Source organism: Arthrobacter sp. BI5, from assembly GCF_056680065.1.
Window position 1 is genome coordinate 2,121,588 of record NZ_CM155264.1, and the last position, 23,911, is coordinate 2,145,498.

The 23,911-nt window shown below is 69.0% G+C and carries 20 protein-coding genes; 5 read left to right on the forward strand and 15 right to left on the reverse strand.

Features of this window, described 5'->3' with window-relative positions; all coding sequences use genetic code 11:
• Positions 1-128: 128 nt before the first annotated feature.
• The 5 genes from AC1MED_RS09625 to AC1MED_RS09645 form a co-directional block, all read right to left on the reverse strand.
• Positions 129-1,715, reverse strand: coding sequence for an LCP family protein (locus AC1MED_RS09625; RefSeq protein ID WP_479783119.1), 1,587 nt, complete (start codon positions 1,713-1,715; stop codon positions 129-131).
• A gap of 141 nt (positions 1,716-1,856) precedes the next feature.
• Entirely contained in the window at positions 1,857-2,816 is a 960-nt protein-coding gene (era, locus tag AC1MED_RS09630) for a GTPase Era (RefSeq protein WP_346960205.1), read from the reverse strand.
• Complete coding sequence (locus AC1MED_RS09635; protein WP_479783120.1) at positions 2,800-4,131, reverse strand: hemolysin family protein; 1,332 nt, start codon at positions 4,129-4,131, stop codon at positions 2,800-2,802. Before AC1MED_RS09635 ends, era begins: the two co-directional genes overlap by 17 nt.
• Positions 4,128-4,601: an rRNA maturation RNase YbeY gene (gene ybeY, locus AC1MED_RS09640; protein WP_175321062.1), complete on the reverse strand. Its 474-nt coding sequence runs from the start codon at positions 4,599-4,601 to the stop codon at positions 4,128-4,130. The genes AC1MED_RS09635 and ybeY overlap by 4 nt, the downstream gene beginning before the upstream one ends.
• A complete protein-coding gene (locus AC1MED_RS09645; protein WP_479783121.1) occupies positions 4,598-5,686 on the reverse strand; it encodes a PhoH family protein in 1,089 nt (362 codons plus the stop codon). Before AC1MED_RS09645 ends, ybeY begins: the two co-directional genes overlap by 4 nt.
• Before the next feature lie 359 nt (positions 5,687-6,045).
• Here AC1MED_RS09645 and AC1MED_RS09650 point away from each other — a divergent pair, with 359 nt between their 5' ends.
• Entirely contained in the window at positions 6,046-6,954 is a 909-nt protein-coding gene (locus tag AC1MED_RS09650; RefSeq protein ID WP_479786641.1) for a GerMN domain-containing protein, read from the forward strand.
• 78 nt (positions 6,955-7,032) lie between these two features.
• On the opposite strand, the gene AC1MED_RS09655 is transcribed toward AC1MED_RS09650, so the two are convergent.
• The 3 genes from AC1MED_RS09655 to hrcA form a co-directional block, all read right to left on the reverse strand.
• Positions 7,033-7,800 carry a 16S rRNA (uracil(1498)-N(3))-methyltransferase gene (locus AC1MED_RS09655; RefSeq protein WP_479783122.1) on the reverse strand — a complete coding sequence of 256 codons (768 nt, stop codon included), beginning with the start codon at positions 7,798-7,800 and terminating at the stop codon, positions 7,033-7,035.
• Positions 7,801-7,802: 2 nt separating this feature from the next.
• Positions 7,803-8,930: a molecular chaperone DnaJ gene (gene dnaJ / locus AC1MED_RS09660; protein WP_479783123.1), complete on the reverse strand. Its 1,128-nt coding sequence runs from the start codon at positions 8,928-8,930 to the stop codon at positions 7,803-7,805.
• A gap of 80 nt (positions 8,931-9,010) precedes the next feature.
• Positions 9,011-10,024 (reverse strand): heat-inducible transcriptional repressor HrcA, encoded by a 1,014-nt coding sequence (gene hrcA / locus AC1MED_RS09665; protein WP_479783124.1) that lies wholly within the window; start codon positions 10,022-10,024, stop codon positions 9,011-9,013.
• A gap of 241 nt (positions 10,025-10,265) precedes the next feature.
• On the opposite strand from hrcA, the gene AC1MED_RS09670 reads away from it, so the two are divergent.
• A complete protein-coding gene (locus tag AC1MED_RS09670; protein WP_479783125.1) occupies positions 10,266-11,120 on the forward strand; it encodes a DUF3097 domain-containing protein in 855 nt (284 codons plus the stop codon).
• 121 nt (positions 11,121-11,241) lie between these two features.
• On the forward strand, positions 11,242-11,661 hold the full coding sequence (locus AC1MED_RS09675) for a DUF4870 domain-containing protein (RefSeq protein WP_346960197.1): 420 nt from the start codon (positions 11,242-11,244) through the stop codon (positions 11,659-11,661).
• A gap of 74 nt (positions 11,662-11,735) precedes the next feature.
• Here AC1MED_RS09675 and hemW read toward each other — a convergent pair whose 3' ends face one another.
• Together hemW and lepA are read right to left on the reverse strand one after the other, a co-directional pair.
• Complete coding sequence (hemW, locus tag AC1MED_RS09680) at positions 11,736-12,974, reverse strand: radical SAM family heme chaperone HemW (protein WP_479783126.1); 1,239 nt, start codon at positions 12,972-12,974, stop codon at positions 11,736-11,738.
• A gap of 2 nt (positions 12,975-12,976) precedes the next feature.
• A complete protein-coding gene (gene lepA, locus AC1MED_RS09685) occupies positions 12,977-14,830 on the reverse strand; it encodes a translation elongation factor 4 (RefSeq protein WP_346960195.1) in 1,854 nt (617 codons plus the stop codon).
• 303 nt (positions 14,831-15,133) lie between these two features.
• Here lepA and AC1MED_RS09690 point away from each other — a divergent pair, with 303 nt between their 5' ends.
• Both AC1MED_RS09690 and rpsT read left to right on the forward strand, forming a co-directional pair.
• Positions 15,134-15,709 carry a type II toxin-antitoxin system PemK/MazF family toxin gene (locus AC1MED_RS09690; RefSeq protein ID WP_479783127.1) on the forward strand — a complete coding sequence of 192 codons (576 nt, stop codon included), beginning with the start codon at positions 15,134-15,136 and terminating at the stop codon, positions 15,707-15,709.
• Positions 15,710-15,882: 173 nt separating this feature from the next.
• Entirely contained in the window at positions 15,883-16,143 is a 261-nt protein-coding gene (rpsT, locus tag AC1MED_RS09695) for a 30S ribosomal protein S20 (RefSeq protein ID WP_056739236.1), read from the forward strand.
• A 137-nt stretch (positions 16,144-16,280) separates the two neighbouring features.
• Here rpsT and holA read toward each other — a convergent pair whose 3' ends face one another.
• The 5 genes from holA to leuS form a co-directional block, all read right to left on the reverse strand.
• Positions 16,281-17,294: a DNA polymerase III subunit delta gene (gene holA / locus AC1MED_RS09700; RefSeq protein WP_479783128.1), complete on the reverse strand. Its 1,014-nt coding sequence runs from the start codon at positions 17,292-17,294 to the stop codon at positions 16,281-16,283.
• A complete protein-coding gene (locus AC1MED_RS09705) occupies positions 17,228-19,234 on the reverse strand; it encodes a ComEC/Rec2 family competence protein (RefSeq protein ID WP_479783129.1) in 2,007 nt (668 codons plus the stop codon). Before AC1MED_RS09705 ends, holA begins: the two co-directional genes overlap by 67 nt.
• A gap of 41 nt (positions 19,235-19,275) precedes the next feature.
• The gene (locus AC1MED_RS09710; protein ID WP_479783130.1) at positions 19,276-20,181 is read right to left on the reverse strand and encodes a helix-hairpin-helix domain-containing protein; all 906 of its coding nucleotides are present in this window, start codon (positions 20,179-20,181) and stop codon (positions 19,276-19,278) included.
• Positions 20,182-20,230: 49 nt separating this feature from the next.
• A complete protein-coding gene (locus tag AC1MED_RS09715; RefSeq protein WP_479783131.1) occupies positions 20,231-21,265 on the reverse strand; it encodes a DegV family protein in 1,035 nt (344 codons plus the stop codon).
• Positions 21,266-21,335: 70 nt separating this feature from the next.
• Positions 21,336-23,870, reverse strand: a complete 2,535-nt coding sequence (gene leuS, locus AC1MED_RS09720; RefSeq protein ID WP_479783132.1) for a leucine--tRNA ligase — start codon at positions 23,868-23,870, stop codon at positions 21,336-21,338.
• Between the last annotated feature and the right edge of the window lie 41 nt (positions 23,871-23,911).

The following is a 23,911-nucleotide window of genomic DNA, read 5'->3' on the forward strand; positions in this document are numbered from 1 at the left end:
AGGTCATCCTCCCTCGCCTACCTCCAACAATAATACCCCCGGGGGTATAAGACAACTCCGCGCCGCAGCGGCTAAACAACGCGAGGGGCCGGCCTTCCGGCCAGCCCCTCGCGTCTGCCCCGGTCGTCCTAGGGCACGACCAGCGCCGGGTTCGCCTGCTGGCAGACGGTGTCGCCGGCAGTCTGGTTGACGATGTCCGGCGGCAGCGACACCGGAGCGTCGGCCTGCTTGGCGCCGGACTTGTAGTCGCTGCCCAAATACACCTGGACGCCGGTGACGCCAGCGGCCGGGAGCACCTGCTTCGCCGGGATACCCAGCAGCGCGGCGACGTCGGCCGCGACGTCGGCGGAATCCGCGCCATAGTAGACAGCCGTGGACGCCACCGCCGCAGCATCGAACGCGCTGGTCTGGGTGAAGCCGCCGGCCTTGAGAGCTGTCAGGACTTCCTGGGACCGCGCGGGGTTGCCCGAGCCGTTGGCCACGGCAACGGGCTGCAGCGCCTTGTCGTACGCCGGGGCGGGCGGCGCGGTGCTGGCAGTCGGCGTGGCACTGGCCGACGCGCCGGCGGTCGCGGCCGGGGTGGCCGACGGTTTTGCGGTCGGGTCGGTCAGGTCGATGTCCTTGCGCAGCGCCGCGAACAGCTGGGAGGCGGCGGGTTCGGCCAGCTGCAGGCGGTTCTCGTCCGACACGGCCGGTTCGGTCGGCGCGGCTACGAACGCCACCTTGCCGACGTCGATGTTCTTCAACCGGTTCCCGACCGTCAGCAGCGTCGGCACCGAGGCCAGGCCGTCGTCGATGGTCAGGTTCTTGGTAATCGCGTCCGCGATGGTCAGCATCCGCGCCGGGTTGGACAGGGTGCCGTCGTCCTTGATCTTGCGGACCAGTGACGAGAGGAACCCCTGCTGGGCCTTGATCCGGCCCAGGTCACTGCCGTCGCCGAAGGCATGCCGCGTGCGGACAAAGGAAAGCGCCTGCTCGCCCTTGACCTTGGAGGTACCCTTGGGCAGCCGCAGGCCGGAGTCCGGGTCGAAGACCGCGTCGCTGATGCAGACGTCCACGCCGCCGACGGCGTTGGAGAGTTCCTTGACGGCGTTGAAGTCAGCCATCATAAAGTGGTCGATCTCCAAGCCGGTGAGCTTGTTAACGGTGTCCACGGCGCAGCCGATGCCCGCCTCGGTCATCGCGGCATTGATCATGACGCCGTCCTGGGCCGGGTACTGCTTGTTGGTTTTCGGATCCTTGCACTTGGGAAGGTCGACCAGGAGGTCGCGCGGGAAGCTGATCACGCTGACGCGTTTGTTGTCCGCGGAGATGTCCATCAGCATCATGACGTCGGAGTGGCCGTATCCGGACGAGTCATCCTTGCTGCCGTACTGCGAGTTCTTGCCGTCGCGGGTGTCGGTGCCCAGGATCAGGATCTGCATCCGCCCGGTGGCGTCGTCCGGGGCGCTCTCGGTCCGGCTGTTGCCCGCGCCGAGGGCCTGCGTGGTGATGTTTCCCTGCAGCCGGAAGACCCAGTAGGCGCCGAAGGCGATAACCCCCACGAGCAGGACCGAGAGAATGATCGTGGTGGCTTTCAGCCATCCGGGAATCCGCCGGACGGTGCCCAGGTGGCGGGCCGGGCCGACGGACGCGTCGTCCGCGTGCCGGGATGCCGCGTTTGACCGAACCGGGGGGCCGGTTCCGTCTGCACGGTTGTCACGGGGTCGAACCACGGGTGGTGCCTTCCTTAGCGAGCGGGAATTCCCTATTTTAGAGGCCGAAACTGGGAAAACCCCGATGGGCATGCCCGGTCCGGGCCCCGGCTTTTTAGCGGGGCCCGGCCCGGCGGGTTGCCAGGGCCGGTTTCGTCCGGCCTAGAAGCCGAGTTTCACCAGCTGCTTCGGATCCCGCTGCCAGTCCTTCGCGACCTTGACGTGCAGGTCCAGGTAGATGCGGGCGCCAAGCAGCGCCTCGATGGCCTTCCGCGCCGTGGTGCCGACCTCGCGGAGTCGTGCTCCGCCCTTGCCGATGATGATGGCCTTCTGTGAGGGCCGTTCGACGTAGAGGTTGACCCGGACATCCAGGAACGGACGGTCCTCGGGCCGGTCCTCGCGCGGGACGATCTCGTCGACCACCACGGCCAGCGAGTGAGGAAGTTCATCGCGGACGCCCTCGAGGGCGGCCTCGCGGATGAGCTCGGCGATCATCACTGCTTCGGGCTCGTCGGTGAGGTGGCCGTCCGGGTACAGCGGAGGCGACGGCGGCATGTGGCTGATCAGCACATCGGCGACCGTGCCGACCTGGAACCCGTCCGTGGCCGAAACGGGGACGATGTCTTTCCAGCCGTCCTCCCCCAGCACCTCGCGGCCCAGCGCGGCGACGGCGAGCAGTTGCTCGGTCAGCGCCTGCCGGTCCACCGTGTCGGCCTTCGTCACGATCGCGATGACCGGCTTGTTCCCGATGGCGGCAAGCTGGGCGGCAATGAACTTGTCGCCGGGACCGATCTTCTCGTTGGCGGGCAGGCAGAAGCCAATGGCGTCGACCTCCGCGAGGGTGTCCGCGACAAGTTCGTTGAGGCGCTTGCCCAGCAGGGTCCGCGGCCGGTGCAGCCCCGGGGTGTCGACCATGATCAGCTGCGCGTCGTCACGGTGCACGATGCCCCGGATGGTGTGGCGGGTGGTCTGCGGCTTGGCCGAGGTAATGGCGACCTTTTGGCCGACCAGCGCGTTGGTAAGGGTGGATTTTCCCGCGTTGGGCCGTCCCACCAGCACCGCGAACCCGGCCCGGTACCCGCCGAAGGGCGCTTCGCCGTCGGACTTATTCTGCTTGCTCACGTGGAACTCCCTGTTGCGTTGATTCGGCCTCGTCGAGTAGGTCTTCAAGGTCAGTTTCTTCCTTTGGAACGGCAGCCGCAATGATATGGCTGACGCGGTTCCGGCGCCCTTCCAGCCGGTCGGCCCGGAGGCTGACGCCGTCGACGCTGACCGTGCTGCCAACGATCGGCACCCGGCCGAGCGCTTTGGCGAGCAGGCCGCCCACGGTGTCCACTTCGTCGTCGTCGAGCTCCAGGTCGAAGAGTTCGCCGAGGTCATCGATGCTCATCCGGGCGCTGACCCGGTAGCTGCCGTCGCCCAGCTCCACGGCTTCGGCGGCCTCGGTGTCGTATTCGTCCACGATCTCGCCGACGAGTTCCTCGATCAGGTCCTCGAGCGTGACCAGCCCGGCGGTTCCGCCGTATTCGTCGATCACGATCGCCACGTGCGTGGATTCCTTCTGGAGTTCGCGCAGCAGCTCGCTGACCGGTTTGGAGTCGGGTACGTAGCGGACCTCGCGGGCCAGGTCGTCGACGACGGGCGGCTCCTCGCCGGGGGCCAGGTTGTGGATCACGGCGGCGGCGTCCTTGAGGTAGACGATGCCGAGGATCTGGTCCGTGTTCTCGCCGATGACCGGGATCCGGGAGTATCCGGAGCGGAGGAACAGCGACATGGCGCGGTGCAGGCTGGAGCCGGAGTCGATGCTGAGGATGTCGGTCCGGGGCACCATCACGGAGCGGACCAGCGTGTCGCCGAAGTCGAAGACGGACTGGATCAGCTCGGCTTCGTTGTCCTCGATCACGTCCGATTCGCTGGCACGTTCGACCAGTTCGCGGAACTCCTCTTCGCTGAAGAAGGCCTCGTTGTCGGCGGGGGCACCGGGGGCCACGGCGCTGCCCAGGGTGACCAGCCAGCCCGGTATCGGGCCGAGCACCCAGCAGAGCCAGCGGATCAGCGGGGCTGAGAAGCGGACCATACCGGCGGAGTGCACCCGGCCCAGCTGGCGCGGGGATACGCCGACGATCACGAAGCCCACCAGGGCCATGATGCCGGTGGCGGCCAGCCCGGCGAGCCACACATTGTCGAGCAGGCTGTGCAGCAGCACGGTTACGGCCACCGCAGAGGCCATCTCGAACCAGATCCGCCAGAACCTCAGGGCGCGCATGTGGGCCACGGGCTGGGCCATGATCCGTTTCAGCGCGCCGCCGCGGCTCTGCAGGATCGCATGTTCGGCGTCGTGCCGGGGAAGGTAGTTGAAGGCGGCCTCCGCCGCGGTGAGCACGGCGGCAAAACTGAGGAAGACCAGCGCCATGCCGGCCAGGATCAGTGGGGTCACTGAATCGTCTCTGCCGGGGCGTCCTTGCCGGTGAAGCCGGAGAGCAGCTCGCGCTGCAGCCCGAACATCTCTTCCTTCTCCTCCGGTTCCGCGTGGTCGAAGCCCAGCAGGTGCAGGATGCCGTGCGTTGTCAGCAGCAGCATCTCGTCCTGGGTGGAGTGCCCGGCGTTTTTAGCCTGGACCTCAGCCACCTGGGGGCAGATCGCGATGTCGCCGAGCATCCCCTGCGGGGTGGGCTTGTCCGGGGTGCCGGGGGTGAGTTCGTCCATCGGCACGGACAGCACATCGGTGGATCCGGGCTCGTCCATCAGTTCGATGTGCAGCTTCTCCATGGCGGGTTCGTCGACCAGCAGGATGGACAGCTCCGCCTGCGGGTGGATGAAGAGCCGTTCGAAGACGAACCGGGCCAGGGCCACCAGTTCGGCTTCGTCCACGGTGACGCCGGACTCGTTGTTGACCTCGATGCTCATGCGTGTTCTCCCCGGTTCTCCCGGGCGACGGAATGCTTGACCCGGTTCCTTTGTGCCTCGTCCCAGACGCTGTAGGCGTTGACGATGTCGCCCACCAGCCGGTGCCGGACGACGTCGGAGGCGTCCAGCACGGAAAAGTTCACGTCCTCGATCCCCTGCAGGATGTCCTCGACGATCCGCAGCCCGGAGCGGGTGCCGAACGGCAGGTCCACCTGGGTCACGTCGCCGGTGACGACCATCTTCGAGCCGAAGCCCAGCCGGGTGAGGAACATCTTCATCTGCTCGGGCGTGGTGTTCTGGGCTTCGTCCAGGATGATGAACGCGTCGTTCAGCGTGCGGCCGCGCATGTACGCCAGCGGGGCCACTTCGATGGTGCCGGCGGCCATCAGCCGCGGGATCGACTCCGGGTCCATCATGTCGTGCAGGGCGTCGTAGAGCGGGCGCAGGTAGGGGTCAATCTTGTCGCTGAGGGTGCCGGGCAGGAACCCGAGCCGCTCCCCCGCCTCGACGGCCGGCCGGGTCAGGATGATCCGGCTGACCTCCTTTTGCTGCAGCGCCTGGACCGCCTTTGCCATGGCCAGGTAGGTCTTGCCGGTGCCGGCCGGTCCGATGCCGAAGATCACCGTGTTCGCGTCGATCGCATCCACGTAGTTCTTCTGGTTCAGGGTCTTGGGCCGGATGGTCTTGCCGCGGCTGGAGAGGATGTTGTGGGTCAGGACGTCGACCGGGTTCTGCAGCGACTGGCTGCGCAGCAGCGAGACGAGCTGCTGCAGCACCGCGGGAGTGATCACGGTGCCGCGCGCCACGAGGCCGCGGACCTCGTTGAGCAGCCGCATGATCCTGGGGACGTCCGCGGCCGGTCCGTTGATGGAAAGCTCGTTGCCGCGGACATGGAAGTCCACGTCGGGGAACTGGGTTTCGATGAAGCGCAACGCTTCGTCATGGCTGCCCAGGGACTGCACCATCTGGTCGGAATTGTCGAACAAGACCACCTCCGTCCGCAGGCCTGGGAGGGAGTGGGGGAATTCCCCTGCGGTGCGGTCGCCCGCGCTGATCCGGGCCTTGCCGTTGGCTGCTTCAGTCATGGTGTTGGCCCGTGGGCCTCTGGTCCCCTCCAGTTCGGAAATGGTCTTACCGCTCCAGACGCGGGCCGACGGTCTTCCGGGCCGTCCGCGCCGGGCTGCAGCGGGTCCTTCCATCTTACGCCAGCGCGGCCCCGCGGCAGCGCGGCCAACACGTTCGCCGCGACATTAGGTATCAACTTCATATCGTCCTCATATCGTTCCCGTTGCAGTTCGGCGGACAGCCCGGAATCCCGGCCGGAGCGCGGGCGGCCTGTGTAATGCTGGATTCGGCCCTGCCGGGCCCAGGGAGCGAGTAACACAGCGAAGGGACAGGGGCAATCAGCCAGCGTGGAGTGAACAAGACAGCAGCCGGGCGGCGCATGCGCCGCAGCGTGCTGTTCCTTGTGCTACCCGCCGCCCTCGCCCTGTCCGGCTGCGTCGCAACGCCCCAGCCGGGGATCACCAATGCCGATACGCCCTCGCACACGGTCCCCGGTCCGGCCGCCGGGGTGGCCACCACCAGCGCACCGCTGGAGTCCACGCAGGCCTCCAACAAGGCCCCGGTCTACTGGATCGGACGCAGCAACGACAACGTTTTCCTCTACCGCGAGTTCCGGGACGTGTCCGAGGAGGACAACCCGATCACGCGCGCCCTGCGGGTGATGATGTCGCAAAAGCCGCTGGATCCGGACTTCTTCACACCCTGGCAGAACCCCAAGATGCTCGCCACCTCGATTTCGGGCAAGAACGTCATCACGGTGGATGTGTCAGCGGACGCGTTCAACAGCAACGTCGACGCCGACATGGCCGAACGCGCCATCCAGCAGCTTGTTTACACCGCCACGGCCGCGGGCGCCAGCGCCGGGCTGACCGATACCGGCCAGCAGATCCAGGTGGTGGTCCTCGTCGACGGGCACACCGACTATGTCGCCTTCAACCGGGTCCGGCTCGGTTCGCCAACGTCGCGCAGCGCCGGGATGGTGGCGCCGGTATGGATCATCGATCCGCAGGAAGGCACCGAGGTGGCGGACGGTGCGGTCAAAATTTCGGGCCGCAGCACGGTCCCGGGCGGAAAACTTCATTGGGAGCTCCTGCGGGTCGACGGGACCAGCAAGACCCCGTATTTGAACGGCGACATCACCGCCTCCGCCGACGCCGACAAGTCCGGGTTGTTCAACCTCGCCCTGAACCTCGGTCCGGGCAACTACGAGGTCCGGGTCTCCCAGGTGGACCCGGCCGGCAAGGTCAAGGACCTGAACGTCGATACCCGCGGGTTCACCGTCCGCTAAGACCGGCACCGGCCTGACGGTCGTTGCCCTTCGGCGCCGCGGGGAGCCCGCCGGACCTCAACAGTCTTCGGCCGGCGGTTACCAGCGTCCCAGAATGTCGCTGGCCAGCACCGTGGCGGCGGGCCCGGCGGTGGACGAGCGCAGCACGTGGTGGCCCAGCAGGGCGGTGACCGCGCCGGCGTCGCAGAGCCGGGTCACCTCGCGCGGGCTGATTCCGCCTTCGGGTCCCACGATCAACAGCACCTCGCGGGGGACGCCGTCGGCCGCCTCCCGGTGCCAGGCTTCCAGCACCTGGCGCAGGGGCCGCACCGCGTCCTCGTGCAGGATCACGGCAAGGTCCGCAGCGGCCACGGCCGCCTGCAGTCCGTTGCCGTCGAGGGCGGGGCGGACTTCCGGAATCCAGGCCCGGCGCGCCTGCTTGGCGGCCGCCGCCACCACCGACTGCCATTTGGCGTGCGCCTTCGCGGCGCGCTCAGGTTTCCAGCGGACAATCGACCGTTCCGCCTGCCAGGGGACGACGGCGTCGATCCCCAGTTCCGTCGCGGTTTCGGCAGCCAGTTCGTCCCGGTCCCCCTTTGCCAGCGCCTGCACCAGCACCAGCCGGACGTCGGGCAGCGGCTCGGTGCTGACCTCACTGCACTCAACGGTCAGCTCCTGGGGCGCGGCGGCAGTCACCGTGCCGGTGATGCGCTTTCCGGCGCCGTCGGCAATGTCGACGGCCTCCCCCACCGCCAGGCGCTTGACCGTCACCGCGTGGCGCGCCTCGGCGCCCTCGAGGACGAACGTCGCGCCGGGGACCTGCTGGTCCAGGGAGCCTGCGGGGGTGAAGAAGACCGGGTTACTCACCGCTACAGGTTACCGAGCCGGTCCCGCAGCTTGGCGAAGACGCCGCCGCTGGCAGCAAGCTTCCCCTCGGTGAACTGCTCGCCGCGGAGTTTGGCGAGCTGCCGGAGCAGGTCCTCCTGGGCGGCGTCGAGCTTGGCCGGGGTGTCCACCTGCAGGTGGACCTTGAGGTCTCCGCGGCCGTAGCCGCGCAGGTGCGTCACACCCAGGCCGCGGAGCGTGATGATCTCGCCGGACTGGGTGCCGGCCTTGACGTCGATTTCCTGCTGCCCGTCGAACGTGTCCAGGGTCAGTTCCGTGCCCAGCGCCGCGGCGGTCATCGGAATGTTCAGGCTGGCGTGCAGGTCGTCGCCTTCGCGCACATAGGTGGCGTCGTTGTTGACCCGGATCTCGACGTAAAGGTCACCGGACGGCCCGCCGGCCGGACCGGCCTCGCCCTGGCCGGAGAGCTGGATGCGGGTGCCGGTGGCGACGCCGGCCGGAACCTTCACGGTGAGCGTGCGGCGGCTGCGGATGCGGCCCTGGCCGGCGCACTCGTTGCACGGGTCCTTGATGACGGTGCCGAAGCCCTCGCAGCTGCCGCACGGGGCCGTGGTCATGACCTGGCCGAGGATCGAGCGCACGGCCCGCTGGACCTGCCCGCTGCCGCCGCAGATGTCGCAGCGTTCGGGGCGGCTGCCGGGGCGGCAGCAGGAGCCCTCGCAGGTGGGGCAGGTGACGGCGGTGTCCACTTCAAGCTTCTTGTTCACGCCGAAGACGGCGTCGCGGAGGTCGATCCGGACGCTGATCAGCGCGTCCTGGCCGCGGCGCACCCGGGACGCGGGGCCGCCCTGGCCGCCGGCGCCGCCGAAGAAGGTCTCAAAGATGTCCTGGAAGGCGAAGCCCTGGCCGGCATAGCCGCCGCCGAAGCCGTTGTCGGTGCCGTTCTCGTTGCCCGTGGTGTCATAGACGCGGCGCTTCTGCGGGTCTGACAGCACCTCGTAGGCGTGGGTGACCGCCTTGAAGCGTTCGGAGGCGTCGTCCCCGGGGTTCACGTCCGGGTGGAGGGTCCGCGCAAGCTTGCGGTAGGCCTTCTTGATCTCTTCCCCCGTCGCTTCACGGGAGACTCCAAGAACGTCATAGTGGCTGCTCAAAGTGTGTATCTCTTCCTTTTTGTACTGCCAGTGGGGCACTGCCTGTAGTGGGCAAGAAGTCCGGTGCAGGATCCGGCCCGTCAGGGCCCGAGGATCCGGGAAAGGTAGCGGGCGACCGCACGGACGGCGGCCATGGTGGTGGGATAGTCCATCCGGGTGGGCCCCAGGACGCCAACCTTGGCCGTGGCGTCCGGCCCGTAGCCGGTGGCCACCACGGAGGCTTCGGAAAGCCCGTCGTAGGGGTTCTCCCGGCCGATGCTGACGGTGACGCCGCGCGGATCTTGCGCCATGTCGCTGAGCAGGCGGAGCATCACCACCTGCTCTTCGAGTGCCTCCAGCACGGGGCCGATGCTCAGCGGGAAATCCACGTTGGAGCGGGCCAGGTTGGCGGTCCCGGCCATGACCATCCGCTCCTCGCGGCTGCTCGCCGCCAGCGACTCCAGTCCCCGGGACAGGGCCTGGGCGGGGCCGCGCCGCACCGGCGGGCAGTTCTCCACCACGGCCTGCAACGACTGTGGCAGCAGCCCCAGCGGGGTACTGGAGAGTTTGGCCAGGAACAGGGTCCGGAGCTCGGAGAGGGCGTCGTCGCCGAGGTCCTGGCCGACGTCGATCACCCGCTGCTCCACCTTGCCGGTGTCCGCAATCAACACCGTGAGCACCTTGCGGGGCGCCAGGAGCACGAATTCGATGTGCCGGACGCGGGCCCGGCTCAAAAGCGGGTACTGCACGACGGCGACCTGGTTGGTCAGCTGCGACAGCAGCCGGACGGTCCGGTCCAGGACGTCGTCGAGATCCTCGGAACCCTCCAGCAGCGCCTGGATGGCGCGCCGCTCCGCCGGGGACAACGGCTTGACGGCCGAAATCTGGTCCACGAACAGGCGGTAGCCCTTGTCCGTGGGAATCCGGCCGGCACTCGTGTGCGGCGCCGTGATCAGGCCCTCGTCTTCCAGCGCAGCCATGTCATTGCGGATCGTGGCGCTGGACACACCCAGGTGGTGCCGCTCCACCAGCGCCTTGGATCCCACGGGCTCGCGGGAATGGACGTAATCCTCCACGATGGCGCGTAACACTTCGAGTTTGCGTGGCTCGCTCACGCTCCACCTCCAATCGACCCGTATCAGTTAGCCGGCGCCGGCCGCGCGGAAAGACCCGCCCGGGAAACCCGCGGTTAGCACTCGACATGCCTAAGTGCTAACCAGTCTAATATGAGTCGCGCCGTTGTTAGCATTGGATTCGCTGCGGGCGTGACCCCCGGGACGGGTGTTTCCGGGCACACCACGAGCCGCGCCGCCGTTCCTCCGCCCAAATTCCCGAGTGCAAAGCAGTGTGTAGCAGATGTCTTACCAGAATTGGGGCCCGCAGGACCTTTCCGCCCCCGCCAAGGCCCAGCTGCCCGAAATCCCGGTGGAACGGGGCATGGTGCTCGAGGATGTGCAGTCCGGCTGGGTCGGTGCCGTGACCCGGGTGGAGAAGTCCGGCGGCATGCACGTTGTGGCCCTCGAGGACCGGCGCGGGAAGTCACGCTCCTTCCGCCTCGGCTTCGGGTTCCTGCTCGAAGGCCGGCCCATCAAGCTCATGCCGCCCGCCCCGCGGGCTGCCGCCGCGGCCAACGCCGCCGGCACCCGGACCGCCTCCGGCTCCGTCCGGGTCGCCGGACAGCGGGCCCAGGTAGCGAAGGCCAGCCGGATCTGGGTGGAAGGCAAGCACGACGCCGAGCTCGTCGAAAAAGTCTGGGGTGACGACCTCCGCGTGGAGGGCATCGTCGTCGAACCCCTGCACGGCATCGACGACCTCGCCGCCGCCGTCACGGAGTTCCGCCCCGGCCCCGGCCGCCGGCTCGGCGTGCTGGTGGACCACCTGGTGCCCGACTCGAAGGAATCCCGGATCGCCGACGCCGTGATGGCTTCCCCGGGCGCGGCCGGCAATGTGCTGATCGTCGGACACCCCTACGTCGATGTCTGGCAGGCGATCCGCCCCGCGGTCCTGGGCATTGAGCGGTGGCCGGTGATTCCGCGCGGCGTGGACTGGAAAACCGGCATCCTGACGGCCTTCGGCTGGCCGCACAGCACCAAGGAAGACATCGGCCTGGGCTGGCAGAAACTCCTCGGCGCGGTCCGCAGCTACGCGGACCTGGAGCCCTCCCTGCTGGGCCGGGTCGAAGAAGTCATCGACTTCCTCACGGTCCCCTAGCCGTTCCCCCTGCCACGTTTCGCGATCCGAGCAAGTATTCTTGAACCGGCGGCCGCTGCACATTGTTGCGGCCGCGGCTCGTACAGGTACCAACGCTCCACCGCAATCCAAAGGACGAAACGTGGCAGAAGACGCACGCGAACACACGGACCACCAGGCCGGCCATGACCAGCCCCAGTACCATGGTGTTCCGGCAAATGCTCTGCCGCTGACGGCGAGCGAGGACCGGCAGTGGGCCACGCTGGCGCATTTTGGCGGCATCCTGGGCTGCGTTCCGTCCCTGCTGATCTACCTGATCTTCAAGGACCGCGGCCCGTTCACCGCGCAGGAATCGAAGGAAGCGCTGAACTTTACGCTGCCGCCCACGATCGCCGCGGTCGTGGCGAACCTGCTGGTCTTTGTCCCGGTAGTGGGCAACCTGTTCGCCGTGCTGGCCACCGCCATCTGGATTGCCCTCGCGTGCTTCTCGGTGGCCGCCGGCATCCACGTCAACCGCGGCCAGCCGCACCGCTACGAGTACAACCTCCGCTGGATCAAGTAGCGCGAACGGACACTTAAGGCCCGCGCGAACGGCCACTTAAGGCCCGCGCGAACGGACAGTTAAGGCCCGCCCGCCTAGTCCGGCAGGATCCTTCGGACCACCGCGTCGGCAAGCAGCCGGCCCTTGAGCGTGAGCACCAGCTGGCCCTTGAATGCTGCTGCCGGATCCACGAGGCCGTCCGCAATCAGCCCTGCCACCGCATGGCGGCCCGTGTCCCCGAGGCCGCCCAGGCTGGCGATCGACAGGCCGGTAGCAAGCCGGGCCTCCAGCATGACGCGCTCGACGTTGCGGGTATCGGCGTCGAGCGTCTCCCGGCCGGCGGCGGGCGAGGCTCCGGACCCCAAGCGGCCCGCATAGGCGGTCGGGTGCTTGACGTTCCACCAGCGGACCCCGCCGACGTGTGAATGCGCGCCGGGGCCTATCCCCCACCAGTCATCCCCGCGCCAGTAGGCGAGGTTGTGCCGGCAGGCCTGCTCCGGCGTCCGGGCCCAGTTGCTGACCTCGTACCAGGCCAGGCCCGCCGCGGAGATCAATTCGTCGGCCAGTTCGTACTTGGCGGCATGGTCGTCGTCGTCGATCCCGGGCACTTCGCCGCGGCGGATCTGGGCGGCGAGCTTGGTGCCGTCCTCGACGATCAGCGCGTAGGCGCTGATGTGGTCCGGACCGTAGGACAACGCCGTCTCCAGCGAGAACCGCCAGTCCTCCATCGACTCCCCCGGGGTGCCGTAAATCAGGTCCAGGCTGACCGCCAGGCCGGCCTCGCGCGCCCACTGCACCGCCTGCGGCACCCGGCTGGGCGTGTGGGTGCGGTCCAGGACCTTGAGCACGTGCGGGACGGCCGACTGCATACCGAAAGAGACACGGGTGAACCCGGCGTCGGCCAGCAGCTGCAGCGATTCGGGCGTGACCGAGTCCGGGTTGGCTTCCGTGGTGACCTCGGCGCCGGGCTCCAGGCCCCAGGTTCTGACCGCGGCGCTCAGGATGCGGGCCAGGTCGCCAGCCGGGAGGAGCGTGGGCGTCCCGCCGCCGAAGAACACCGTGCTGAGCCGGCGCTCCGGCAGACCGGAGGCCGCCAGCACCTGCCCGGCGAAATCGACTTCCGCCACGGCGGTGCCGGCGTACGCGTCCTGCGAGGCACCGCCGCCGAGCTCCGTGGCGGTATAGGTGTTGAAGTCGCAGTAACCGCACCGCACGGCGCAGAACGGGATGTGGACATAGAGCCCGAAGGCCCGGTCCGCGGCGCCCTCCCGCGCCTGGCCGGGCAGGAGCCCGTCCGACGGCGCCGGGTCACCGAGGGGAAGCACGCTGGGCATGGTTACTTCTTGGCCTTGTCCTTGGACTCTTCCGTGGTGAGGGCGGCGATGAAGGCTTCCTGCGGGACCTCGACCCGGCCCACCATCTTCATGCGCTTCTTGCCTTCCTTCTGCTTCTCCAGCAGCTTGCGCTTACGGGTGATGTCACCGCCGTAGCACTTGGCGAGGACGTCCTTACGGATTGCGCGGATGCTTTCGCGGGCGATGATCCGGGATCCGATGGCGGCCTGGATCGGCACCTCGAACTGCTGGCGCGGGATGAGTTCGCGCAGCTTGCCGGTCATCATCACGCCGTAGGCGTAGGCCTTGTCGCGGTGGGTAATGGCGCTGAACGCGTCCACCTGTTCGCCCTGGAGCATGATGTCGACCTTGACGAGGTCGGCGACCTGGTCGCCGTCGGCCTTCCAGTCCAGCGAACCGTAGCCGCGGGTCCTGGACTTGAGGATGTCGAAGAAGTCGAACACGATCTCCGCCAGCGGCAGCCGGTACCGGATTTCCACCCGGTCCTCGGAGAGGTAGTCCATGCCGCCCATGACGCCGCGGCGGCTCTGGCACAGCTCCATGATGGCGCCGACGAACTCGTTGGGGGCCAGGATGGTGGCGGAGACCATCGGTTCGCGCACCTCCGCAACCTTGCCGGTGGGGTACTCGCTGGGGTTGGTGACGTGGACGACCTTCTTGTCCTCGAGGGTCACCTCGTACTCAACGTTCGGGGCTGTGGAGATCAGGTCCAGGTTGTACTCGCGCTCGAGCCGCTCCCGGGTGATTTCCAGGTGCAGCAGGCCCAGGAAACCGACGCGGAAGCCGAAGCCCAACGCGGCCGAGGTTTCCGGCTCGTAGACCAGCGCGGCGTCGTTAAGCATCAGCTTCTCCAGCGCATCGCGCAGCACCGGGTAATCGGTGCCGTCCAGCGGATACAGGCCGGAGAAGACCATCGGCTTGGCGTCGGCGTAGCCGGGCAGGGAGTCGGTGGCAGGCTTGGCCAGGTTGGTGACGGTGTCGCCGACCTTGGACTGGCGGACGTCTTTCACGCCGGTGATCAGGTAGCCGACCTCGCCGACGCCCAGGCCCTTGGACGGGGTGGGTTCCGGGGAGCTGACACCGATTTCGAGCAATTCGTGGGTGGCGCGGGTGGACATCATCTGGATGCGTTCACGCGGGTGCAGCATGCCGTCGACGACGCGGACGTAGGTGACGACGCCGCGGTAGGTGTCGTAGACCGAGTCGAAGATCATGGCCCGGGCGGGGGCGTCCGCGTCGCCGACCGGGGCGGGGAGGTCACGGACGATCTTGTCCAGCAGGACCTCGACGCCGGCGCCGGTCTTGCCGGAGACGCGCAGCACCTCGTCCGGGTCGCCGCCGATCAGGTTGGCCAGTTCCTCGGCGTACTTCTCCGGCTGGGCCGCCGGGAGGTCGATCTTGTTCAGGACCGGGATGATGGTGAGGTTGTTCTCCATCGCCAGGTAGAGGTTGGCGAGGGTCTGGGCCTCGATGCCCTGGGCCGCATCCACCAGCAGCACGGCGCCTTCGCAGGCGGCGAGGGACCGGGAGACCTCATAGGTGAAGTCAACGTGGCCGGGGGTGTCGATCATGTTCAGCGCGTAGCTGGTGCCGTCGAGCTCCCACGGCATCCGGACGGCCTGGGATTTGATGGTGATGCCGCGTTCGCGCTCAATGTCCATCCGGTCCAGGTACTGGGCCTTCATGTCGCGGGACTGGACGACTCCGGTGTACTGGAGCATCCGGTCGGCCAGCGTGGACTTGCCGTGGTCAATATGCGCAATGATGCAGAAGTTCCGGATGAGGGCCGGATCTGTTGCGGCAGGCACCGGGGCGGTGCGGGCCATGGGAGACACGCAGGGTCCTTACTCTTGGCAATACGTGGGGACTGTACTGGCGGGCCGTACAGCTGGGCTGTTCCACGGACGGGCGCAGCCGGCGTTCAGCCTCGCTGCGGCACGCCGCTTTTCTCGTTCCTTATAGTCTCCCACGTCCCGGCCCGTGGCACTGCATCAGCGCAGGCACGGCCGCGGCCTCCGCCCGGGACACTGGGTCACCGTCACCGGTACGCCACCGGCCCGGGCACTGCCTGGCAGCGTCGGCCTGCACCGGGCGGCCGGTAGGGTTCGACGGCGCCGGGCGGCCGGTAGGGTTTCCCCATGGCCCTGAATCTTCGTTCCCTCGGCAACGCCCTCCGCGGCACCCTGCGCTTCCTGGACCGGCTTGGCGGCGGCGCACCGCCCGCCGCCCGCCGCCCTGCCGGCAAGGCTCCCGGCAAGTCCCGCGGCAAGGCTCCTGCCCGGCAGCCGGCCCGCGTCCCCGGCGGCCTTACCGGCACCTACCCGGGCGACTTCCGGGGCACAGCAAAAGTGCAGTACAGCCCCAGCCCCAACGGCCGGCCGGAACCGGGTGAGATCGTCTGGACCTGGGTGCCGTTCGAAGAAGACCACACCCGCGGCAAGGACCGCCCGGTGCTGCTGGTGGGGAGCCACGGCCGCTACCTGCTGGGACTGATGCTCACCAGCAAGGACCACGACGGCGACGAGCGCCGCTCCGACGATTACGTCGACATCGGCACCGGGCCCTGGGACCGGCAGTGGCGCCCCAGCGAGGCCCGGCTGGACCGGATCCTGCAAATCAATCCCGGGGACGTCCGGCGCGAGGGCGCGATTCTCGACGCCGGCCGCTTCCGGGACATCTCCTCGGCGTTGCGCGCCCGCCACGGCTGGTCCTGAACTGACGGAAATCACCACCGGCTGCGCGTCTCTGCTACTATTGACAGCTGTGTGTCCGTGCAGGTCGACGGCCACAGATGGTTGGTCGCCATAGGTATCCCCACGCCGCTCAGTCAATGGCCAATCTGAAAGCCCTCTAGACCATTTTCCGCATTGAAAAAGAGAGTTCACACGTGGCTAATATCAAGTCCCAGAAGAAGCGCATCCTGACCAACGAAAAGGCTCGCCTGCGCAACAACGCAGTCAAGTCCGAGCTGAAGACGGCCATCCGCGCCGTCAACACCGCCGTTGAGTCCACCGACAAGGATGCCGCTGCTGCTGCACTGGTTACTGCCAGCCGGAAGCTCGACAAGGCTGTCAGCAAGGGTGTTCTTCACAAGAACAACGCTGCAAACCGCAAGTCCGCGATCTCCAAGAAGGTCAACGCACTCTAAGGTTTTCCAGTTCAACTGAACTGATGATTGTGGCCGGCACCCCCTGGGTGCCGGCCACAGCCAGTTAACGGGGCAAGGCGGGCGATGGACGCCGACGGCGCCCCGGCGAAGCACCTGCCCGGGCGGTGCCCTCTTCGCTAGCGGCGGACCGCGCCCGCTATCACGGTGACGGCGTGCTCGACGGCGTAGACCGGGTCGCGGGAAAGCCCCTTGACCTGGGCGTCGGCCTCGGCCGTGACCTGGATGGACCGGACCAGGCCTTCCGGTGTCCAGCGCCGGACGTCACGCTGGGCCTGTTCCACCAGCCACGGCTGCATGCCCAGCTGCTTGGCGATCTGCGCCGACGAGCCCTGCGCCCCCGCCACCTTGGCCAGGGAGCGCAGCTTCGCGGCGAGGGCCGCCACGATCGGGACCGGGTCGGCGCCGGTATCCAGGGCGTGACGGAGGGTGGAGAGGGCCAGCGGAGCGTTGCCGGCCATAGCCGCATCGGCGACCTTGAAGGCCGTGGCCTCCACCCTCCCGCCGTAGTAGCGGTCGACCATCTCCGAATCCACACCCGTGGTGGCGTCGGCGATCAACTGGCTGCAGGCGGCCGCCAGTTCGGCCAGGTTGGCACCGACCGCGTTGACCAGGGCGTGGACGGCCTCGGGCTCAATCCGGCGGGAAGCGGCTTTGAATTCCGTCGTGACAAAGGCCACCTTGTCCGCGTCTTTCTTCAGCGGCTGGCAGTCGACCACGGGCCAGCCGCCGGCCTTGATGGCATCAAGGAGCTTTTTGCCCCGCACTCCCCCGCCGTGGCGCAGCACGAGGACTGCGTCCGGCTCGGGTTGGGCAAGGTATTTCAGGCCGTCGGCAAGGAAGGCATCATTCATCGCTTCGAGGCCCTCCACCTCGATCAGCTTCTGCTCGCCGAAGAGGGACGGGCTCACGTTCATGGCCAGTGTGCCGGGTTCGTAGCTGCCGGCGTTGAGCCGGGTGACTTCGACGTCGGGGGCGGCGGCGCGGACCTGTGAGCGGATCCGGTCCATGGCCCGGGACCCAAGGTAGTCCTCCGGCCCGCCGACCAGCACCACCGGCGCCGGCGTCACGTCGCGCCAGGTGGCGGTCTTCGTCGCCGTGGTCCTGGTGCGTTGGGTCTGGGCAGCAGCCACTCGTGGTTCCTCCGGAAAGTTGGTTTGCAGACTCTAAGCCTGCCACGGCGGGGTCGGTCCACCAAGCGGCGGCGGCCGGGCCGGTTCCGGGCCCGGCCGCCGCCGGGCACCAGGGCTTTTCGGTCAAGGATTTCCGTGAGGAACAGCACGGTCTGTTCGTGCATATTCCGCACCAGCCGGCCGGCCGCGGCGGGGTGGGTAGCGAGCCAGACGCCCGCCAGGGACAGCGCGGACAGCAGGGCCATGGTGCCCGAGCCGAAGGCGCCCTCCGGCCAGGGCAACGCCGCCCCCGGGAGCCCCGCGAAGCAGCGGGCGACTCCGGCCACGCCGGCGGCGAAAAAACCGGCGACGGTGATGGGCAGTGCCGCGAGCTCAGGGACCACAGGCACGAGCGGGACGGCTGCCGTGCCGGCCAGGGTCACCGGCGGCACCAGAACGGCGGCCGCCAGATTCGCGGGCAGCGCGTAGCTGGAGAACTGCGGCTGGAGCAGCACGATCACGGGGCCGCAGAACAGTTGGGCCGCCAGCGGAACCGCGACGCCGGCCGCCGCCCAGCGTGGCACAAGGGCGGGCAGCCAGCCCATCACCGGCCTGCCCGCCACGATGATGCCGAGCGTGGCGAGGACGGAGAGCAGAAACCCGAAGTCGGTCGCCAGCGCCGGGTCTGCCAGCAACAGCCCGGTCGAGGCCACGCACAGCAGGCTGAGTCCGCGGCCTGCACGGCCAAAGGCAAGCGCCCACAGCCCCACCGTTCCCATCAGCGCGGCCCGAAGCACGCTGGCATCGGGTCCGACCATCAGCACGAACAGGCCCAGCCCGGCGAAGGCGAGCGAAGCGGCCACCGGGCGGGGGAACCTCAGGCCGCGCGCCGCCAGCAGCAGGGCCCCGAGGACCAGGCTGCAGTTGGCTCCGCTCACGGCCGTCAGATGGGTCATCCCGACCGTCTTCATGGCAACGGCAAGCCCGGGGTCCAGCGCCCCGGTGTCGCCCGTCACCATTCCGGGCAGGAGACCGCGGGCGTCGCCGGACAACCCGGCGGAGGCCGTGCGGAAGCTTGCCCGCAGCCCTGCCGGACCGCGTTCCCAACCGCCGGAAGTTCCCAGCCGGACCGGGGCGGAGGAAGCAGAGAGCAAGCCGGCTTCTGCTTCGCCTGCTCCGGCCGGTTGCAGCCGGCCGGTGACGCGCATCCGCTGGCCTCGCTCGGCGTGCTCCCAGCCGTCCCCGCCTAGGACGAGCATCTTTGCGCGGACGTCCACCCGGATGCCGTCAAAGACGACAACACGCAGGGTCGCGGGCACCGCCCAACGGTCGGAAAGCCCCGAGCGACCCGGGGCGGCGAGCTGCCGCGGCTCCCCGGCCACCTCCAGCTCCGCCACCACTGCCGCACGGTTGGCGACGGCCCGCGCCACCGCGCCGTCGTTCCGCTGCGCAGACGCAACCGCGGAGTGCGCGCCGGCGGTGCAAGAGAGCAGTAGTGCCAAGGCCGCGGTGGCCCGGAAACTTCGGGGCGCAGCTGTCCGGCGCCGGCGAGGCGGACCCAGCAGCAGGGCCGCCGCCGCAGCCGTAAGTCCGGCGCAGAGGGCGCCAAGCGCGGCAGGGTCCAGCCAGGCGCCGGCCACAGCCACCGCCCACACCAGCAAGGCGGCAGGCACGAGCCGGACGTCGTACCGGCGACGCCGACCCTGCGGGCCGGAGGGGTCGGCGGCCGGCCGCGCACCGGCGCTGTGGCGGTGCAGCGCTTCCCGGACCCGGTGCTCCAGAACGCCCAGGGCGGACCGTTCCGGTGCGCCCACCCGGGGTGCCGAAGGTGCTTGGGACTCCGGGGCGGCCGGGGACGGGGCCTGCGCCGCGGCCGGAGCGAGTGGCTCGTGGCTCCGGGCAACGGCGGCGGCTGCGGCGTCCCGGAACGCCTGCCAGCGAGGCTGCTGCCCGCTGGTCACGTCAGACGCCCGCTGGTCACGTCAGACGCCCGGTGGCCACGTCAGACCCTCACCAGCGGCCGCAGGGCGTCGAGCAACTTGGGACCGATTCCCTCCACGGCGTCGAGTTCCTCAACGCTGCCGAAGCTGCCGTGCTGCTTCCGCCAGTCCAGAATGCGCTGGGCCAGCACCGGCCCGACGCGCGGCAGCGTGGCCAGCTCTTCAAGCCCGGCGGAGTTCAGGTTGATTTTCCCGGCCGGGGGTGCCATCCCGCCGGACGTCCCCGTGCCGCCCGAGGTTCCCGTTCCGGCGCCATCGGCGGAGGGGCCGGGGACAGGCCCGGCCGGGTCAGGGCTGCCGCGCTCCGGGACGAGGATTTTTTGGCCGTCCTCGACGACGGCGGCCAGGTTAAGCCGGTCCAGGTCTGCCGCGCGGGTGCTTCCGCCGGCTGCCTGGATGGCTTCGTTGACACGGCTTCCGCGCGGCAGTTCCACCACGCCGGCTCTGGCAACGGCGCCGGCGACGTGGACAACGATGGTGGCCGGCGCCGTGGGGCCGGGTGGGTCTCCGTCGGCCGGGCCGTCAGCGGCAGCTGCCCCGCCGGAATCCGCCTCATCGGCCGGAGCACCGGCAGAATCCGAGCTGCCCGTGGCGTCCCACCCCTGCGCTTCGCCCAGAGCTTGCACCCGGGGTGCGCCGTCGGCCGCCTGCCACCAGAACCAGCCGCCCAGCAACACGGAGACCACCGCGATCAGCGCCGCGGCGCGCCGCCCGGTGCGCCACCGGAATACCGGGACCGCCGGAGCGCCAGAGGTGAGTGTCTCGGTACCGGGAAGATCGGCCGCCGAAAGGTCGAGCAGCGCCTCGTCCGGCACCGGGCCAAGGCTGGCGGTCCACCGGTGCCGGGCCAGGCCCGGCTTCTTGCGGGGTCCGCTACGGGCACCGGCTCCCGGATATCGGCGCGACATGCAGCCAGCCTAGGCGCCGGACCGTGCCGGGCGGCAGGCGGTGGAACGGCTATGTGGAAAGTGCGCCGGGCGCCCCGGCAGTCCCGGGAGTCAGGCCGGCCCCGGGCATCGGGGTGCTGCTCTCCCCCACAATTACGGCCAGCACCCCCAGCCCCGCGTGGGCAGCCAGCACGGCCGGAAGCGAACTGATCTGCGCCGGCGGGCACTCGGGCAACAGCCCGGCCAGCCGGGACGCCAGCTGCTCCGCCTCGGCCTGGTTGCCGAAGTGGTGCACGGCGATCCGTGCCTCGCCGCGCGGGCGGGACAGCGCATCAGCGGCGGCGATTTCCTCCAGCCGGGCGATGGCGCGGGGCGCAGAACGGACTTTCTCCACCGGGACGACCTTGCCGCCGTCGACCGCAAGGATCGGTTTGATCGAGAACATAGTGCCCCAGAGCGAGGCGGCCGCGCCGATCCGGCCTCCGCGGCGCAGCTGCTCCAGGCTCGGCACATAGAAGTAGACCTTGGTGCGCGCCAGCCGTTCCTCCGCGAAGGCCCTGACCTCGTCCGCGCCCCGGCCATCGGCGGCCGCCACGACGGCGCTTTGCACGCCCATGCCCTGCGCCATCCCCACCGTGCGGGAATCCATGACCACCACCGGGATCCCCACTTTGGCCGCAGCGAGCCGGGCGGAGTCCGCGGTGCCGGAGAGCTCGCCGGAAATGTGGATCGAGACCACGCATTCGAAGCCGCGCGCCGCCGCTGCCAGGTAGGCCTGTTCGAACTGCCCGGGCGAGGGCCTGGAGGTCCGGACCGGGACGCCGCTGGCCAGGGCTACGGCGATGGTGTCGGCGATGTCGTCCTCGCCCTCGCCGTAGATCTCGTCGCCCACCATGACGGGCATCGGCACCACACTCAGGCGGCCGTCGGCGCTGAAGTCGCGCACCCACGCCGCCGGCAGCGCCGCAGCGGAGTCCGTGACGACCGCTGTGCGGACGGCGACGGCGGGTACCGGTTCGGGCGCCGCGCCGGGCCGGGCGGCCTGGCGAAGCCGGACCAGGCGCTCGCGCAGCCACAGCCAGCCCGGGGGCTCACGGTCCGGCACGAAGCACCTCCTGGAAAGAGTTCCGGCCGCCGGCAACTGCCGGCGGCCGGTTCACGAACGGCCTGCCCGGCTACGCCGGGACGATGTTGACCAGTTTAGGGGCCCGCACGATCACGGTGCGGATCCCCCGGCCATCCAGCGCGCGCTGGACGTTCTCCGAGGCCAGCGCCAGTTCGCGCAGCTCGTCCTCGGAGATTCCCGGGGACACCTCCAGCCGGTCGCGCACCTTGCCCTGGACCTGGACGACGGCGGTGACCGTGTCCTGGACCAGCAGGGCCTCGTCGTGCGTGGGCCAGCCAGCGTTGGCCACGGACGCCGGGTGTCCCAGCACGTTCCACAGGTCCTCGGCGGTGTACGGCGCGAACAGGCTCAGGATGACCGCAACGGCCTCCACGGCCTCGCGGACGGCCGGGTCCGCACCGCCGGCGCCCCCGGCGGCGTCAATGGTCTTACGGGTCGCGTTGACCAGCTCCATCAGCTTTGCCACGACTACGTTGAACTTGTTCGAATCCAGCAGGGCCTGCGCGTCGGCGATGGTGCGGTGGGTGACGGTGCGCAGGGCACGGTCGCCGGCGGCGAAGTCGACGCCGGGTTCGCTGCTGACGTCCTGGCCGAGCCGCCAGGCGCGGGCCAGGAACTTCGCGGAGCCCGACGGCGACACGTCCGCCCAGTCGACGTCGTCCTCCGGCGGGGAGGCGAAGATCATGGTCAGCCGCACGGCGTCCACGCCGTACTTGTCCAGCTGCTCGCCCAGGTCCACGCCGTTGCCGAGGGACTTGCTCATCGCCTTGCCGCCGTTGAGCACCTGGCCCTGGTTCAGCAGCGCCCGGAACGGTTCGTCGGCCTCGATCAGGCCCAGGTCATGGATGACCTTGGTGAAGAACCGGGCATACAGCAGGTGCAGGATGGCGTGCTCGACGCCGCCGACGTACTGGCCCACCGGCATCCAGTCATTGATCTTGGCCGGATCGAACGGGCCCTCGGTGTACTGCGGCGAGACGAAGCGCAGGAAGTACCAGGACGAGTCCACAAAGGTGTCCATGGTGTCCGTGTCCCGCTTGGCCGGGCCGTGGCAGCTGGGGCATTCGACGTTGACCCAGGCTTCCGCGGCGGCCAGCGGGGAGGTGCCCTTCGGGGACAGATCCTCGCCGCGCAGGTTCTCCGGGAGTGTCACGGGCAGCTGGTCGTCCGGGACCGGGACTTCGCCGCAGGCCGGGCAGTGGATGATCGGGATCGGGGTGCCCCAGAAGCGCTGGCGGCTCAGCAGCCAGTCACGCAGGCGGAAGTTCACGAACTTCTCCCCCGTACCCTGCTGCTCCAGGATCGTGATGGCTGCCGGGATGGCCTCCGCCTTGGGCAGCCCGTCCAGGGCGCCGGAGTTGGTCAGGGTTCCCTCGCCGGTAGTCGCCGTGCCGGACACGGCAGGGTCTTCCTCGCCGGTGTCCAGCACTGCCCGGACGGGCAGGTCGAAGGTCTTGGCGAAGTCCAGGTCCCGCTGGTCGTGGGCGGGGACGGCCATGATGGCGCCGGTGCCGTAGTCGGCCAGCACGTAGTCGGCAGCCCAGACCGGCAGCTTCTCCCCGTTGAGCGGGTTGACCGCGTAGCGGCCGGTGAAGACGCCGGTCTTCTCCCGCTCGGTGGACTGGCGCTCAATCTCCGACAGCGCCTTGACCTGCTCGCGGTAGGCGTCCAGGGCAGCGGCGTGTTCATCGGTGACCAGTTCGACGGCGATCGGCGCGTCGGCGGCGACCACGAAGAACGTCGCGCCGTACAGGGTGTCCGGGCGGGTGGTGAAGACGGTGACGTCCTTGGCGGGCTTGCCGCCGTCGGCCTCGACCACGAAGGTGACGTGGGCGCCTTCGGAGCGGCCGATCCAGTTTTTCTGCATGGCGAGGACCCGCTCGGGCCAGTGCCCGCGCAGCTCGTCCATGTCGTCCAGCAGCCGGTCGGCGTAGTCGGTGATCTTGAAGTACCACTGGTTCAGGGACTTCTTCGTCACGGCGGTGCCGCAGCGTTCGCAGGCGCCGTTGACGACCTGTTCGTTGGCCAGCACAGTCTGGTCCTTGGGGCACCAGTTCACCGGCGAATTCTTCCGGTAGGCCAGCCCGCGCTCGTAGAAGCGCTTGAACAGCCACTGGGTCCAGCGGTAGTACTCCGGATCGGAGGTGTGCAGCCGGCGGGACCAGTCGGCGGAGATCGCGTAGCGCTTGAAGGACGCCGCCTGGGTGTCGATGTTGGCGTAGGTCCACTCGCTGGGGTGGGCGTTGCGCTTGATCGCGGCGTTTTCCGCCGGCAGTCCGAAGGAGTCCCAGCCGATCGGGTGCAGCACGTCGTAGCCCTGCTGGCGCAGGTAGCGGGCGACGACGTCGCCCATCGCGAATGCTTCGGCGTGGCCCATGTGCAGGTCCCCGGACGGGTACGGGAACATGTCCAGCACGTAGCGGCGTTCCTTCGAACCGTCATCCAGGGGCGTGAAGACCTTGAGGTCCTCCCAGACCTGCGGCCATTTGGCCTCCATGGCGGCGAAGCTGTAGGCGCCCTCTTCGGGGCCTTCGCTCGCGACGGCTGCTGCTGTTCCGGTCTCTGTCTCCGGCTGAACGCTCACTGCTGGCCTCTTCTGTTCTTTCGATCTTGTCGGATCAGGAC